The organism is Bacteroides sp. RTP21281st1_H5_RTP21281_210402, from assembly GCF_040918965.1.
GTDB classification, from domain to species: Bacteria; Bacteroidota; Bacteroidia; order Bacteroidales; family Bacteroidaceae; genus Bacteroides; species Bacteroides congonensis.
Genome location: NZ_JBCOWR010000004.1, coordinates 307,891 through 324,123, shown reverse-complemented (window position 1 = coordinate 324,123; position 16,233 = coordinate 307,891). Strand labels below are relative to the sequence as shown.

Genomic DNA, 16,233 nt, shown 5'->3' with positions numbered 1-16,233 from the left:
ACTCTGTACATCTTATATCATATTGAAGTATTACACTTTCCTGACTCATCTACATCATTTATATAAACGTTCTACATCTTTTGACTAACTCTCCTATATGTTTTTACTGAAACAATCACATGTTTTCAAAAAACATGCTAAGTGATTATTTTTTTCTTCTCAATGTTTTTTAAAATCATCACAGTGTTTTTTTTAATCATTGCATTCTTTTTTTTAATCATTGCCATTCTTTTATCTGATTTTCTTCATTAACCTGTCCCAACGGAGCTTCTCCGTAAATTTATCTTCCGAATACCAAATACGGGTAGCCTTACCTACAATATATTCTTCAGGCAACATCCCCCAGTATCTTGAATCTTGTGAATTTGCCATATTATCACCGGAAACAAAATAATAGTTCTTTTTAAAACGATATTGGGTAATCACACTGTCCCCCAATACTATTTGTCCGTCTTTTATACGTAGTTTTTTCTTCTGTTCCCACCCTATCAATTGCCTGTATAAAAGACAGTTCGTACGGTCCATCATTACAGTCTGACCTTTCTTGGGAATCGGCAAAGGTCCGAACTCACGGATAGTCCATCCAATTTGTTTGTCATACGGAAATGTACCTACAACAATACCATGCTGCTCCGGATGCTTCAAATTCGCCAAATATTGCTGGGCATCGTAGTTTCCCAACTGTTCACCACAACCACGTACTTTATAAAATCCCCCACGAATCTCCAATGTATCCCCCGGTAGTGCGACACACCGTTTTACATAATACTGCATTACATCCATCCGGACACTATCCCAACGGTTCATCTGATAAGGAAAATTGAAAACCAGTATATCATTTCTCTTGAAACTCCCCCATCCGGGCATCCTATGGATAGTGACTTCCTCATTATCCAAAGCTGCAAACACATCGAACAGGCGAGCCCCCCTTATCATCTTATTGACCAATATCCGGTCGCCATCCTTCAATGCCGGTTCCATAGAATCCGAAGGTATCCTGAATGAAGTAAAACAAAATAGTTGCATCAAGAACAGAACTACCACCATGCAGAATATGAAGAAAGCCAAATTCTCCAATATCGCCCGAATTCTCTTTATCTTGCTCATAAGCTTCCTTTTAATTGAATCAATTTACGATAAGCCGCCAACCCTAACACACATTTCACGCGTTCGTCATTTTCATCCAATAACCCAGCGAAAGGATATGTCTCTTTTTTCATCTTTTTTTGCAGATAATCCGCCCACACACCCAATTGCTCCCAATGCATATCAGCGTAACTGAAGTCCTGTTCCGCCTCAACAACAGCAGTTGTCATCATCAGCATATTGGCAGCCGCTTCTACGGCACAGTCTTCCAATTTCACCTGTTTACCGGCAACAGGATACAAGCCTATATCATATGGCGGATATTTCTTGCTCCAATGAATATCTTCACAGTACTCGAATATGGGATCCAACAAACCTCTCATCCAGTCGGTACGATGAAAGAATAACAATACCGGAAAACTCTTATAAGCTTCTCTGACATTGCCCAAAGTATCGCCCAAACAAAAAAGCTTATTATCAGAAAATGACATAAACCTATGAGAGGATACAAAATTACGGTAAGCAGGAAGCATTTGCCCCGCGAATACCTTATCCCCTGCCTGAAATGCCTTGGAGTTCCATCGGTTATCCAAAATATCACATTCCGCTTTAAGTTCCTTATATCTATTTCCTACGGATTTCATTAATTCTTTTACCGCCCTTGTCCCATCACTATTCCAAAGAGGAGACAGCACCTCTCCATCATATTGCAGCACCTGTCCTTCTTCATATCCGACAAGTAATACCCCACTATTCTTATCCTCTTCATTTCCCACGTACAGCTTTTGAGACAAGATGGCATGACCATCCATACATGAAAAGGTTGTTTCATCCGCTGCCATAGCCAAATACAAGCTGTCGGACTTCACAAAACGCCAATCCTGTTCAGTCCAACTATCAATTTCCCTCTTGCCAAACAGCCATTCCGTATCCACGTCGAACAAAACTTCCACCGTATGTTCCTTTCCGCTTTCCGTACGGACCTAATAGGAAATAAAACCGACAGGCCAGCCTGTCATATTCCACTTTTCCGACAAGGAAGGTGAGACAAAGTCAATCTGAAGATCCACCTCTCCACATTGGAAAATAAATTGAGTCTGCGTAGCTTGCACATTCATCTTTTTCAAAGTTGCAGGTTTCGCATCGGCATACGTTTTATTTTCGATATACAAACCAAAATCCAATAAGCCGGCACCTCCCGTATTACGGCAATATGCAGCCAGGACATTATTTCCATCAACTATTTGATTAATTGCTTCATCAGTCAAACGCTGGCATTTCGTTTGATGTGTAAATCCGCTTTCCAACAGATGTTTCCCATTACAGAAAAGCTTTATCCGATTGTCGCATACATAACGGGCATAAACTTTACGATTCTTCAAAGCGTCTTTTTTATCCACCTTGATATGCCTGCGGACATAAATATTTTCCGCTCCCCACAAAGTATGAGCCGGATAATAATACCCTTTTACTGGACCAAAAGCCCCTTTTCCTTCACTCCACCAAGAATCGTCATATACCCTCTGCTCCCATCCTTTTCCCGGAAACAAGAAAGAATATTTTCCAGTCCACCCGACAGTATCCTCCGAAAGAGGTGCTAAAGGAGATATACGTAAAGAATCACCTCCCATGAAACGATAAACTTTACCATCTACACGTAAAAGACCTGTTATCGGGAATGTCTTTCCGGTTCTCAACTGCGGATAACTTTTGTTTAGTGAATCACCTATTACTTTGATACTAACATCGGGAGTAATCGCCAATAACGTATGCTCAACAGGAGCAATACCGGAAAGATGCGAAATCTTCTCCTCCGAATAAGAACAAGCATATATCAGAGAAATAATACCTGAGATTACAATTATTCTCCATGCCACGACAAGCCTGATATGAGTTCTTATTTCCATAGTTGAGTTCCGTTTTCATAAATAAAGATTCTTTCATCCAGTCCGCGCGTATGATTTCTCAGAAGTAACAGCGTATTTACGGGAATATCCCGAAATACCAATGAATCGGCAGCCGCCTTGATTTTTCCAGCAGACTTCCAATCCCTGTCGCAATAGAATAACTCATACACATCATCAGGACGAACATAATTATCTCTGTTACGCGGGGTATAGACAATACGGTCCACACGGACTTTTCGGCCTAAATCAAGTCCCGCCCATCCTCCGGTAGGTTTATGATAATCAAAAGAAGTCCATGTTTTCCCGTCAAAGACATTGGTATATTCATGCGTTCCGTCATGTTGACTACATCCGGGAGTCCCTATGATCTTCCCTGACAGAGCAGCGGTATCATTCTTCTCGTAAAAAGCGACTTCCGAAATATTGCAAAAGCCTTTAGCAGGACCAAAATATCTAAGATAACGATATTCTTTATCGGACCAACTCTTTACAGTTGTATTCAATCTATTAGGTTTGCCTTGTATAATAAACAAAGTATCTTTTTCCAGAAAATCAGGATGGTTGCTCCCTTCAAAAACTCCCCCTATCATTTTATTTCTAAACCTGTTTTCTATTTCGATATTACATTTTGCATATAATACCACATCTTGCCTCTCTTTTCCTACAGGGTAATAATGAATTTCATCATTCTGTTTATCAGCATAAAAAGGATCAGTCAAAAAACATAACTCCCCATTCTCATAGGTAGCAACTCTCATAAACGAACCTTTCCGTACATACTGAAACGCTAAGTGACCGGCATCATATGCAGTCCAATCAACGGGTGTCCAACGATCCCTTGCACTGACACATAGATAAGCAATTTTCCCGTTCCGTTTTGTTTTATACTGTTTATCTAAAGGAATAACTAACTTTCTATTAAAGCTATAGCTATATTCATGAGTTACATCCGCAAATTTAGGTAAACGCCAAAATGGATATAATTCTTCACCATACTTTGCCATTTGCTCGTACAGTTCCCTATTCACACTAAAGGTATATCTATACAATTTAGAACTATCGTCCCACCGATACCACCAGTTCTTACGTACAGGTCGTAGTATTTGTGGAAATTCAGTCATATATACCTCTCCATCTTTATTCCATGTTGTTAACCAGAAATGCCCGGCATTCATGTAACCACGTACAGGAACAAAGTCAATAGCACAAGGAATACCCAAAGCTCGAAATAGATAAACTGCAAAATCAGTCATATCTCTACAACTTCCTGACATATATTGTACATATTCCGATCCTATATGCCCAAATGGATATGGCGTTACAGAGGTATAATAATAACTCTTATCTGGCAATTTTCTTATTAGATAATTAGCGGCAACCACAGGGTCTTCAATATCTAACGAATCTGACATACGCAATGAATCCAATATTGAATTGTATTTTTCATAGTACGTTTCACGCCAATATGCTAATGGTTCATCACCTATTCGATAAGGCAACAAATACTCACAAAATGTTTCAAATGAAATATTCTTTCCCCATGGTTGTTCCTGCCAAACTTTAAATGCCCAATCAATATTATGGCATAGATAAGCGGAATCTATCTCCATTATATCCCGTTTCTTATTTGGATCTTTCATAGGACCATACACATTCTTGACAGAATCAGCAATTTCTTGCGGCGTCTTTCCTTTACTTGTTTTTAGCCATACATAGTAAGATTTGTAATTATCCAATTGTTCTCCATCAGAATAAGTATAAAAAGGCATATTCTCAATCAGAAAACAAGCGGCTTTATACTTTAGACTATCACTTGAATGCACTTGATAACGGCAAAGTACTTTTTCCAGTTCTTTTCTACTACTTCCTGCAGATTGTAAAGCAACTTCTAGAGAAGTCATTAATTCCTCTCCAAGTACTATCATATCTACAACTTGCCATCCTAGCAAAATAGATAGAACAATAAATACAAACTGGATATATTTCAAACACCTCATCTAACTTTATTTTGCGTTTCCATTAATTCTTAACTTTAATGGAGCACCTTCTGCATTACAATACACTATAATAGTTTTATCAAAATGTTCCGGATATTCCGCTTGATATCTTATTTTTATACAAGTACTATCTTTAGGTAATACTGGTTTCTTATCATGCGTTACAACAATACATCCACAAGAGGTCACTATTTCATCAATAACTAATAGAGAATGACCAACATTCTTTACTATCAAATCTTTCTCCTGACTATCTTTCCAAGAAAAACTCCCCATATTTATCATTTGCTCAGTAATTGTAATTTGTGTTTGAGGTATTTGATTCACCCCTCTATTATTTGCCCCCAAAAGTATATTAAAATATAAATCTTTAATCTTCGGATTAAGTATGGGATTGCCAATTGCAATTACCCTATTCTCTTTATCCAATAAAAGCACTTGAAACCTTGGATCGGAAGAAAAATTATTCATAATGTTAAGAGAATCATATTCATCAATACATATTGGATAGTCAAATTTATCACGTTTCAAAATATGTTCAAATTCCCTCTTATCTTTAGGACACACATAAAAAAGATAATCAATTTTACCTTTAGCAACAGAATCCATTTCACTTAAGAAACTTTTCCATTTATGCAGTTGGAGTTTACAACTAGTACACCCAGTTGAATCTACATAAATCATTAATTTAAAATCAGAGTCTGTATCAAATTTCACAGTATCACACATATATTGTGTAAAAACAGATTTTGCCGGAAATTTAATTTCCTTTCCTTTCCATTCTTTTACTGTATTCACAAGACAAGTTCTGTCTGCATTTTGACAAGAGACACACATAAGCATACATACAACAACTGACAAATATCTCATTAATATTAAAATTTAAATTGTACAATATGACTTTCTGGTTTATCAGTTAACCCATAAATTATTCTAGACTTTTCATCAACAGCAAAATCAAAAATAGGAGTATCCAGTTGGTAATATTGCAGCGGATTTCCATTCCAATCAAAAACAAGAATTTTATCTTTCAAATAATCATGATTTCTAGGATTAAAGACTTTTCCTGAATAAAGAACAAATACTTTCTTCCCTACTGATAATGGAAAAGAATAAGCATCTCTTTCAGCTCCTTTATTTGTTTTTATTCGGTCTCCAACTTGATGAATTTCAGGAAAGAAATGTTCAGGTCCATGTATTCTTTTTATAAGATTCATATCAGTATCATAACATTCTATTAAATCCGTTCGTTTATATGAAACAAAAAACCTATTTTCCTCTACATTAGCTGTAAAATCATTTATAAATCCTTCTACTTGTTCAATGTTTGTTTGAAAACTGGAAAGTTTCGGATATCCACCCTTGTAACAAATTGTATCTCCATCTAAATTAAATAATCCAAATCTCTTATTATTTAGATTAAAAACTGAAGCTATAAAACCTTTTTGAGGAATAAAGACTACATTGTCACAAAAATCCTCGAATTCAATAGTCTTATTGATTTCCAAGTCTTCTCCTCTAAGAAATTTCTGACGGTCACAAATATTCAGAATTTTCCTATTTTTGTCGTATATCCAAACATTATCATCTGTCGAAGGAATAAAACGAGGATCAATCATTTCATTAGGACCAATTCCAAAAGAGACACATTCGCCTATCTTCTTTTTAGATAAGATATTGAATATATAATAAGCATATTCAGTATTTCTATTTTTCATAATTAAGAAAGAGTCAACTAGATGTATTTTAACAGGTTTCAATAAAATATCATCGAAAGCAACACTATCTCCTTTCAAAGAAACAACTGCTCCAAAATTAGAAAAAGAAATACGCTCTGCATCTGCATATTTCTCATTACCTTGACATGAACTTAAAAGTGCAAATAATATAGATGTCAATATGTATATACTTTTATTTTTTTTCTCCATTTTTTGTTAGTCTATAATAGATGATACAATAATTACCTAATTGTTTATAGATATCTTCGTATTTCTGCTTGTCAAAAAGAAAAAACTGTCCGTTTCTCATTTTCTCAACTAATTTTTCTCTTTTTGTAGTACCTTTTTCTTCTTCATATATTAATAAAGCCGGTATATCTTTATCTAAGACTAAATCTCCTTTTGTATAGTTACAGATTCTAACAATATGATCTTTTGACATAGTAAAAGGAGCACCAAACACTACTCCATTCAAAAAATAGCAATAAATAGTAGCTTTCTGAAACTCTTTATAATCCAACAATACATCAACCCGAGCTCTATTACCTTTTACTATTTCTCCACCATTGACTGCCGAAACGACTTCTTTCCCATTGATTAACTGTACAATATAAAGTGTCAGATATATATTATTAGGAACATAAGGAGAATAGAATTTTCCTCTTGCGTCGTTAATACCGGTGGGCATTGGAATTGGAATAGCACCTTTAGGAACTGAAAGACTTTTAACTCCTGAAGAGTATTTTTTCATATAAGGTTTTCCTGTTTTATAATAAGTTGTATCTTTCTCAGATACTGTAACTATATTATTTTTACGTATATACTCTTCAACAATCTGTTCTAAATTTTGAGCATAGAGTTCAAAAGTTCCTAATAGCAGAATTAATATAACAATTAGTTTCATCATAAATATTATGAAAGACTTAGATTATGCCAAAATCTAACACTAAAGCCTCATACTTGAGTACTATTAAAGTCCAAGACCTTAGGCATAATCTTAGCTAATTAAACATCAATAGCTTCTCATATTTGGACAATAATGCCATCTATCAGAATGTCCAAAACAATCATATGCAGGGTCATAACAGCAATGTGCCATATAACAATCATACGGCGTTGTTTCACCATAATCTGCTAAAGCTTCTACATTATTAAGAACCAAACTTGATAGATTCATTCCAGTCTTTGACATATAGATATTATAGCCCGCAGCTATTACAACTGCAACTACAACTACTATACCTAACAATTTCTTTTTCATGTCAGTATTTTATATTTAATAAATAAAACCACAATTTTCTTCTGTATATATCCTTTCAACAGAATAGCAATTGTTTGCTACATTAACTTTTTATTCTTATGTTTGCATCGGAATCTTTTTTTTAAAGGTTTAGGAGCAGATGATATGTAAGCAAATCCGGCAAGATGAACAAACTCATCATTCTGCTCCTTTAATCAAGTTAATTTTCTAATTCAACCAAAGCTAAACTTTAGTATTGGCTGGTCGTTATTTACATCTGTCGCCATTATTGTTTTAGTAGCTTCATCTACCCAAATACCATATATATAATGGTCGAGTACATATTTACACATCGGTTCTCCTTTCAAACTAAATACATAAATGTATTTTCCTCCGTCAGGAAGCCTTCCACTTTGTCTTGCTATCTCTTTAAAGGGCGTTCCGTGAAATACCGTATAAATGGCACTATTCGTTACTTGAACATCACTGAATCCCATGATGCCTGTTGGTATACCATATCCATCTGAAATTTTGAATTCAGGTTCATCGTGCTCACCGATACGAACAACATGAGTACTGTCTTTCAAATTATAAACTTCAACCACCTCTCCCAGTTGAGTGACAGAAGCTAAAACGCCATTATGGGGATTATAATCTAAAAAGCTACGCCATACCTGTGCTAATGCCGGACGGGCTTCTTGCAAAGCTTTCTCATTCGCTGTAGGTATAGCGCCTATCTTCTCTATAAGTTTACCTCTGCAACTAACCTTTAAAAAGCTGCTCTCACCTGAATAGTCAGGAATAACAAATGTTGTATCATCATACACAGCAAAATCAAGCGGTCGAAGTATATCTTCATCCAATGTTACCGCTTCTTCACGAAGCAGTGAATCACCGGATGAAGAAAAATCTAACCTAGTTAATTCGCTTTTGTTGGCATCTAAAGTCCATAATTCATGGTTATACAAACGGAAGTTTTCCATCGATAACATTTCCGTTGGAGAATCGCCTCGTCTGCCAAAAGAAGATAGATACCGGAAACTTGGGTATTGGAATAAGTGCCCATAATATTCGGAACCATGTAAATCCATCACAATGGCTTTATCCCCTTCTATCCGTATCCGAAAAGGATAGCGGAACAAGGCTGTATCAAGCTCTATTACCTGTGCCGACAGATGTTTCTGCATCGGAAAATCCGAATATTTAATCCCCAAAAAAGTTTTTGGGGACTGTGAGCACGAGAATAATATCCCAACTACCAATATCAGTAGCAGAAGCTTACCAATCCAATATAAATGGTTCGAAAACATACTTTACTTTTTCATGGTTTAAAGGACAATCTACAGAACCGGTACCTCTACATCTAGTCGTAGGATTCTCACCGGCAGCCAATGCTTCCACATTATTTAATAAAATAACATTTTGCAGTTTGTTGTGCTCAGCTTTTCTACAAAAGAAAATAGAAACCAATACGACAAAAGAAAAGACTCCAAACTTTAAATACTTTTTCATACTATGATATAAATTGATTAATTTTTGCCCGAAAGTAGGCATCTGATTAGAACATGGCAAATTATTGGCGTGAGAAATCGTGAGAACTATTATGAGAATTTTCTCACAATAGTCCTCAAAACAAGTTTTATTCGATGAAATGGCACTTTTTCAACAATCAAAGAATAGCTATTTCCAGATGATTTAATAGATAAGTTCACTGATTTTTCCCGAAATACGCCCCTTAAATCACTCAGCACACGACGTAACCTACCTTCTACGCCTCTATCTTCCGGTCTCCAGAAACATAAAATAATCTCTTCTTTTGTCACTGTATGATTTGGAGCTTTCAAAAACAACAAAATCAAAGTTGCAGATTGACCACGAATCTGAGTCTTTCGATTATCTACATAAAATTCATGCGAACTGTAGACATAACGAAGATTCGCCAATTTTATATCTGATTGGGAGATATCTGTTACTGAAGGAACACTCTTTTTTATTTTTTTTCTTAGATAATAGATAAAACAAACAAATAAAAGAACAAGGATAATTAATTCCACAATAACCACCATCGTTATTGAGGCGTTTTTAAGAACTGTCAACCAAGAATACCGAATAAAAGGCTCTACTTCAATTTCATTGGTAAGTCCGGCATAAACACTACTAATCTTTTTATACTCGGGTAAAAATAACGTAGAATCTCCACAAGCAAGTACATAGGCACTATCTGTATGAATATGTATTTGTAATGCATGACAAGAAACAATATTAGCTGCAGACAGTTTCTTACTCCACAAAGATAAACAAGCATCAGCATCTATTCCCTCTTCTGCTAAAACGGTATGACTTATTCTAGTATCAATATCCGAACTCACTACGACCTTGTTTTCTTCAACCACAATATCTTTTACTTTTTTACCTTTAGAACTAGTTATAGTACAATGCTCAAAGTTCCTGTTCGGTTCCATTTTATAACCAGCCTCATATAGTCCCAGTGCATCATATTGTGCATTGAGTCCATCTTCTATTGTTTCCAATAAAGTTATTTGAGTCTTATTTTCAAGTGCAACTTCTCCTGAAGCATAAAGCATTCGTTCTAATGTAACAACAAGAATTATCATTAAAATGAAAAATAGTAAAGCCATTCGTCTGTCTGAATTCATAATCTACACCAATAACAAATTATTATAAATAGTTCTTATCATGTTTCTTTTTATATCTTTTTCAGCCACAAAGGTAACATTATTTAAACTAACAAACGAATAAATCAAACGATAACCATATCATAAGCAACAATATTCTTGCAGTTTCAACAGAGAATGAAATGTCAACCGTGTCTCTCAGAATAAGAGATTCTGTTCTATCTTTAAGATTCTCCCTTTTAATATTCAATTCAAAATCGAGCAAATAGAAAAATAAATGCATAAATTAATGCAAGAATATGCTATTCATGAGCTAAAAACTGCATAAATGAGGAATAAAAAACAAGTTATTCTCTCTTGATTAAGCTCCGTTCCTTTAAAAGGAACGCATCGTTGGTCGGTGAGGGTCAATGCTTTTCTCACCGACCAACGATGTATTCATCAGTGTGACTCTAAATAACCTGCATATTTTCAGCTATTCCATGCTTTTTACTACAATAAACTGATGTAGCAAAATACGATATAGCCCCACAATTCTTTGACGAAATATCATAATTAGCACTTTATTACAAACTATATGCACCACAATAACATATAAGCAGAAGCAATACAGATTTTCATAATGCCTGATTACTCGCATATTTGCTTGCGCACCATGCACTGTTCAGATTTCAAGCAAGAGAAACGCATACAGTATCCTATTTTTATGAATAAAAAAACGCTCCCAGTATAAATGGAAGCGTTGTCTTTATCATTTTAAAATTCACAATTTTCGGTGGCAATCCTACTACAAACTTTTTATTTCTTCAATGGATAGTCCTGTAACTTGCGAAATGGTATCAAGTGGAATATTCAAAGATTTCATATTATGTACCATTTCTCTTTTTTCTTCCATACGACCTTCCATAAGTCCCTCTGCACGCCCCTCTGCACGACCTTCCGCACGCTCGGTATATATATTGTCACGTAGAATCACTATATTATCCAAATGACGATAATAAGCATTTAATTCTTCTTTAGTCATCTTATCCAGTTTCAAGCGTTGACGAGCCTCATCCAACCCCGGTGCTGTCGCACTATCGGGTATATCACCAGTATTCATATAATAAATCCATTCTTCCAACGGACTCCGAGCCACTTGATTGAAATCATTGACCTTCAGAATGTAATATTCGGGATAAAGCTGACTGACACTATCTACTTTGAATGTCTGTTTCTGGAAAGGAGTCAATTCCAAAACATCTCCCTGATGGATTCCACGGAATTCAGTTTTTCCATGATATACGATATCTTTTCCACTCCCTAAAGAGAAATATACAATATTGACACTATATACTTTCCTTACTTTGTCATACCCTTCCCCGCGGTTTATGTATTCGGTCACCAATTTCGAAGTGCCGAATAACATACGTTGGAAATACGCATACTCATTATTGTTTTGAACTTCAATCAAAATGAGTTCACCCTTTGAGTTTTCCGCAAGCATATCTACCCGATTATACTTGTCAAACTCATCCTCTTGATTGCTTTCACTTTCCAACAGCTTCTGAATGACTATCTTTTCATTTAGAAGAGTGGTAAGAAAGCCCTCGAGAACTGCAAAATTGGCTTTATTACGCAACAAGCGTTTCATTGCCCAATCGAAACGAATATAATTACTTGCCATAAGTTCGTCTCCTTTACCGTTTTCTTTTTTCATGCTAACAAAGGTAAGCAGAAAATGTTTGATTTCAAGTATATATGATTCAATTTATTTCTGTCTAAGAATATTCTATCTCCCACTCTCCCAAAGTCCGCGTTGCGCTATCGAAATTCGCTCCAACTTTAACAACCTTGCGATGGTCTATCTCATAAGGGATGGCATATTGTTTACTATTAATTTGCGCCAATGCCTCTTCAGGAGTACCATCCACCTTGAATTCAAGTACATAAACCGCGTCAGGCATTTTGATTACCACGTCGGCCCTGCCAATGGCATTCTTTACCTCTACATCCACATATTGCCCCATCAAACGGAACAGCAAGTAAAAGATGGTTTGATAGTGTTTTTCCTGATTATTCTCCAAATCATAAGGAATAGAAGAGAAGAAAGAACGGGTACGAAGCAGACATTGCTCAATATCACCTTTCATCAAATCCCTTACAAAAGAGACTACATAGAAATTACTTTCGCGGGTGGGTTGATTGAGATAGGAAGGGATCAACGTCTCAATAAAGCCTATTTTAACTTCTTCGTTAGGATAACCTAACGTGTATGTACGGAAAAGAGGTTCATATCCTTTAATAGTCAGATAACCGCTCTGATAAAGTACAGGAATCGGATCGGTGATAACCTCTGTCGCTTTATCAAAGTCCTCATCTTTCACTTCCATCTTCTCCAAGAGATTGAGATTGAAGTCCATTCGCTGTAACATCTCAATCAAGAAAGTGGGTGTGCCGGTAGAGAACCAGAAACTTTTATATTTTTTTTGAGAAAAAGCATTGAAAAGACTGAACGGGTTATAAATATCTTCACAATGTTCACTGAAATGATAACCGTCATACTGCCGTTTCAAATGCTGGCAGGCTTCTTCATATGTCTCATTGTTGGCTTGAGCAATCCTCTCAATATCCGGTTGCATCTGATTCCGTAATTCCTGCTCTGTAATGCCGCAAATAGTACTGTAATCATCACTCATACTGATATTCTGCAAATTATTCAGCTCACTGAATATGCTCATCTGACTGAACTTACTAATACCTGTCAGAAACAAGAAACGAAGGTATTGTCCTTGTGCTTTAAGGGGGCTAAAGAACTTACGCATTTCAGTTCGTAATTGTCCTTGTAAAACAGAGTCACTATTACTATCCAATAAAGGTGCATCATATTCGTCAATCAATACGACAACCTGCTTTCCTGTCTGTTGATTAATTCGCTGAAGCAAGCCTGTCAAACGAGCTGCATAACTCGTTTCTTCTTCATTTTTTCCATAAGTCCGCTCCCACTCGCTCAGATAAAGATTCAGTTGTTCCTGCAAATCTTCAATAGTGGTATATTTTGTTCTGCTGAAATCAATATGCAACACAGGATAAACAGTCCATTCCTGTTCCAACTGTTCTATTGCCAGTCCTTTGAATAAATCTTTTTTCCCGGAGAAATAGGCTTCAAGAGTAGAAACCAGAAGACTTTTTCCGAAACGGCGCGGACGGCTAAGAAAATACACAGTATCAGTATGAACTAATTGATAAACCAATGCAGTTTTATCAATATATACACAATTCATATTACGTAACTGCTCAAAATTCTGTATCCCGATAGGATATCTTCTGAATATCTCTTTCATATAAATAGCTTTTATTTCTTCGTGCAAGCAAAGGTAAGCAGAAAATGTTTGATTTCAAGTATATATGCTTCAAATTCTCATTAAAAAGCAAAAATACACAATTGGTTCAAGAAAACAACATCATCGTGAGTATATTAGGAATAGCATTCATTACTAATGAATATTTTTATCAATTTTCATTCATTACGAATGAGAACTTTTAGCATTTTCTATTCGTTTATAATGAGAAGTTTCATATCTTTGCAATTAAAAGCCCAATTATCATGAAAGAATTATTGAAGCATATCATATTCGATCAACACGAAAAAGATATATCTCAAATGATTGAAAGAGATATTGATTTACGTTTAGTCAAAAGTCCTGAAGTATTAGTTATTTCAGGTATAAGAAGATGTGGTAAATCTGTACTTTTGCAGCAAATACGCTCGCAACAGTCAGAGCAAGACTTTTACATGAATTTTGATGATGAGAGGCTTATCAACTTCAAGGTTGATGATTTTCAAACTTTATATGAAGCTTTCATTGAATTGTTTGGAGAACAGAAGACATTTTATTTTGATGAGATACAGAATATTCCCGGTTGGGAAAGGTTTGTAAGAAGACTCCACGACAGCGGATGCAAAGTATTTGTCACAGGCTCCAATGCCAATATGTTAAGCAGGGAGTTAGGTACACACCTCACCGGGCGTTATTGTCAGATTGAATTATACCCTTTCTCATTTCCAGAATTTCTTAAAATGAAGGAAGCATATCCGCAACAAAAAGACTTTTATACCACCACTGGGAAAAGTATACTGAAAAGACACTTCGACGAATACTTAAAAACTGGTGGTTTTCCCCGTTATATAAAAGACAAAAACAGTAATTATCTATCCACCCTTTATGAAAATATTATTTATAAGGATGTGGTTACCCGAAACAAACTCAATGGTGAAAGGGAATTACTGGAAATGGTTTATTATTTGGCTAGCAATGCTACTAAACGTTTTTCATATAGTTCGTTAGCAAAAACAATAGGCATCAAACATACGGAAACGGTCAAAAATTATCTGGAATATCTTGAAAATACTTATCTGCTATTCCAAGTAATGAAGTTTGACTGGTCTGTAAAGAAACAAATGAATAACCAAAAGAAAGTTTATTTCATTGATAATGCCATTATTGGAAAAGTGGGCTTCAATGCTACTGACAATATTGGACAGTTACTTGAGAATTTAGTGTTTATAGAAATAAAACGTCGGGGAAAAGAGATCTATTATCATGATGACGGAATAGAATGCGATTTTATCATGCGTGAGAATGGACATATTGTAGCCGCCTGTCAAGTTACCCGTTCGATGAAAGATGAAAAAACAAGGCAGCGTGAAATTAATGGATTAATTTCCGCACTTAATGCTTATAACCTCACTGAAGGGCTTATTTTAACTGATGACGAAACCGAGGAAGTAACTATCGATAACAAAAAAATACAGATTATTCCTATATGGAAATGGCTCTTAAAAGAGTGACGCTATCCCATCAACATAGTGACGGTATATGCTCAGGATAGCGTCACTATCCCGGGCACATACCGTCACTATATTTATGCCGGATATTTCCGGATTATTATCCCCTTAAAATCAACGTTGTGTAGGCAGAGTAAACTCTTGCGAATCGCAAATGATTCCATTCTCGTCCGCCACTGCTACACGGAATGTCACTTCACCGTCTTTCAGCCTTTCGCCTGCATGGATAGATGCCGTATAACGGATACCTTCGCCCGGAAGAATCTCCTCTATCATAACGGAAGGGGAAATGCCGAGATGTTTCACTTTACCAACGGTTTCCACCACAGGAACTACGTTATAAACTGGTTTCCGCCCTTCATTCATAACTTCAAAAATAATCTTGCTGTTCTCTCCCGCATCAATCACATGGTTGCGGTTATCATCAATAAAGCGGATTCTACGTAATTTCAGTTGGGTAAGCGGGCGCTGAGCCTGTGGTTGTTTCTTGTATTTCTGAACACGGACTTCACGCACTTCAGGAATGTAGGCATCTTCTTCAATCTGTTCCTGTCTCGGTGCCGTCAACGCATTTCCTATTGCCGCGCCGGCAATGGTTCCTACAATATTTCCGATAGCAGATCCGCGGTAACCACCTCGCCATCCACGATTATTATCTCCGATAAGTCCGCCTATCGAACTTCCCAGACTGCCACCGATAGAAGCACCTGCCACGATAGCTCCCGGATTCCCCATACGCCCCGACGCACATCCACTCAAAATCAAAGCGGAAAGCAAAAATACTGTTAGTTGTTTCTTCATGAACCTCTCTATTTAGTGTT

The 16,233-nt window shown here is 36.2% G+C and carries 15 protein-coding genes; 1 reads left to right on the top strand and 14 read right to left on the bottom strand.

Going from position 1 to position 16,233, the window contains the following annotated elements:
- Window positions 1-231 precede the first annotated feature (231 nt).
- The 13 genes from lepB to AB5443_RS08440 all read right to left on the bottom strand — a co-directional run bounded on the left by lepB (window position 232) and on the right by AB5443_RS08440 (window position 13,907).
- The gene (lepB, locus tag AB5443_RS08500; RefSeq protein ID WP_368114141.1) at window positions 232-1,107 is read right to left on the bottom strand and encodes a signal peptidase I; all 876 of its coding nucleotides are present in this window, start codon (window positions 1,105-1,107) and stop codon (window positions 232-234) included.
- On the bottom strand, window positions 1,104-2,039 hold the full coding sequence (locus tag AB5443_RS08495) for a DUF4965 domain-containing protein (protein WP_368114142.1): 936 nt from the start codon (window positions 2,037-2,039) through the stop codon (window positions 1,104-1,106). The genes lepB and AB5443_RS08495 overlap by 4 nt, the downstream gene beginning before the upstream one ends.
- A 30-nt stretch (window positions 2,040-2,069) precedes the next feature.
- A complete protein-coding gene (locus tag AB5443_RS08490) occupies window positions 2,070-2,993 on the bottom strand; it encodes a DUF4964 domain-containing protein (RefSeq protein WP_368114143.1) in 924 nt (307 codons plus the stop codon).
- A complete protein-coding gene (locus tag AB5443_RS08485; protein ID WP_368114144.1) occupies window positions 2,984-4,990 on the bottom strand; it encodes a transglutaminase domain-containing protein in 2,007 nt (668 codons plus the stop codon). The genes AB5443_RS08490 and AB5443_RS08485 overlap by 10 nt, the downstream gene beginning before the upstream one ends.
- 6 nt (window positions 4,991-4,996) lie before the next feature.
- Window positions 4,997-5,860, bottom strand: coding sequence for a DUF1573 domain-containing protein (locus AB5443_RS08480; RefSeq protein WP_368114145.1), 864 nt, complete (start codon window positions 5,858-5,860; stop codon window positions 4,997-4,999).
- Window positions 5,861-5,865: 5 nt separating this feature from the next.
- On the bottom strand, window positions 5,866-6,918 hold the full coding sequence (locus AB5443_RS08475; RefSeq protein WP_368114146.1) for a BF3164 family lipoprotein: 1,053 nt from the start codon (window positions 6,916-6,918) through the stop codon (window positions 5,866-5,868).
- Window positions 6,902-7,615: a hypothetical protein gene (locus AB5443_RS08470; RefSeq protein ID WP_368114147.1), complete on the bottom strand. Its 714-nt coding sequence runs from the start codon at window positions 7,613-7,615 to the stop codon at window positions 6,902-6,904. Before AB5443_RS08470 ends, AB5443_RS08475 begins: the two co-directional genes overlap by 17 nt.
- Window positions 7,616-7,720: 105 nt before the next feature.
- A complete protein-coding gene (locus AB5443_RS08465; RefSeq protein WP_368114148.1) occupies window positions 7,721-7,969 on the bottom strand; it encodes an NVEALA domain-containing protein in 249 nt (82 codons plus the stop codon).
- A 212-nt stretch (window positions 7,970-8,181) separates the two neighbouring features.
- A complete protein-coding gene (locus AB5443_RS08460; protein ID WP_368114149.1) occupies window positions 8,182-9,258 on the bottom strand; it encodes a BF3164 family lipoprotein in 1,077 nt (358 codons plus the stop codon).
- On the bottom strand, window positions 9,227-9,460 hold the full coding sequence (locus AB5443_RS08455; RefSeq protein ID WP_367743593.1) for an NVEALA domain-containing protein: 234 nt from the start codon (window positions 9,458-9,460) through the stop codon (window positions 9,227-9,229). The genes AB5443_RS08460 and AB5443_RS08455 overlap by 32 nt, the downstream gene beginning before the upstream one ends.
- A gap of 89 nt (window positions 9,461-9,549) precedes the next feature.
- Window positions 9,550-10,605 carry a hypothetical protein gene (locus AB5443_RS08450; RefSeq protein WP_368114150.1) on the bottom strand — a complete coding sequence of 352 codons (1,056 nt, stop codon included), beginning with the start codon at window positions 10,603-10,605 and terminating at the stop codon, window positions 9,550-9,552.
- A gap of 766 nt (window positions 10,606-11,371) precedes the next feature.
- Window positions 11,372-12,283, bottom strand: a complete 912-nt coding sequence (locus AB5443_RS08445) for an Rpn family recombination-promoting nuclease/putative transposase (protein WP_289698843.1) — start codon at window positions 12,281-12,283, stop codon at window positions 11,372-11,374.
- A 61-nt stretch (window positions 12,284-12,344) separates the two neighbouring features.
- The gene (locus AB5443_RS08440; RefSeq protein WP_368114151.1) at window positions 12,345-13,907 is read right to left on the bottom strand and encodes an ATP-binding protein; all 1,563 of its coding nucleotides are present in this window, start codon (window positions 13,905-13,907) and stop codon (window positions 12,345-12,347) included.
- A gap of 263 nt (window positions 13,908-14,170) precedes the next feature.
- Between AB5443_RS08440 and AB5443_RS08435 the strand changes: the two genes are divergently transcribed.
- Window positions 14,171-15,415, top strand: a complete 1,245-nt coding sequence (locus AB5443_RS08435; protein ID WP_073345799.1) for an ATP-binding protein — start codon at window positions 14,171-14,173, stop codon at window positions 15,413-15,415.
- Window positions 15,416-15,526: 111 nt separating this feature from the next.
- Here the strand turns inward: AB5443_RS08435 and AB5443_RS08430 are convergent, their stop codons facing one another.
- Window positions 15,527-16,213 carry a glycine zipper family protein gene (locus AB5443_RS08430; RefSeq protein ID WP_368114152.1) on the bottom strand — a complete coding sequence of 229 codons (687 nt, stop codon included), beginning with the start codon at window positions 16,211-16,213 and terminating at the stop codon, window positions 15,527-15,529.
- Window positions 16,214-16,233 lie beyond the last annotated feature (20 nt).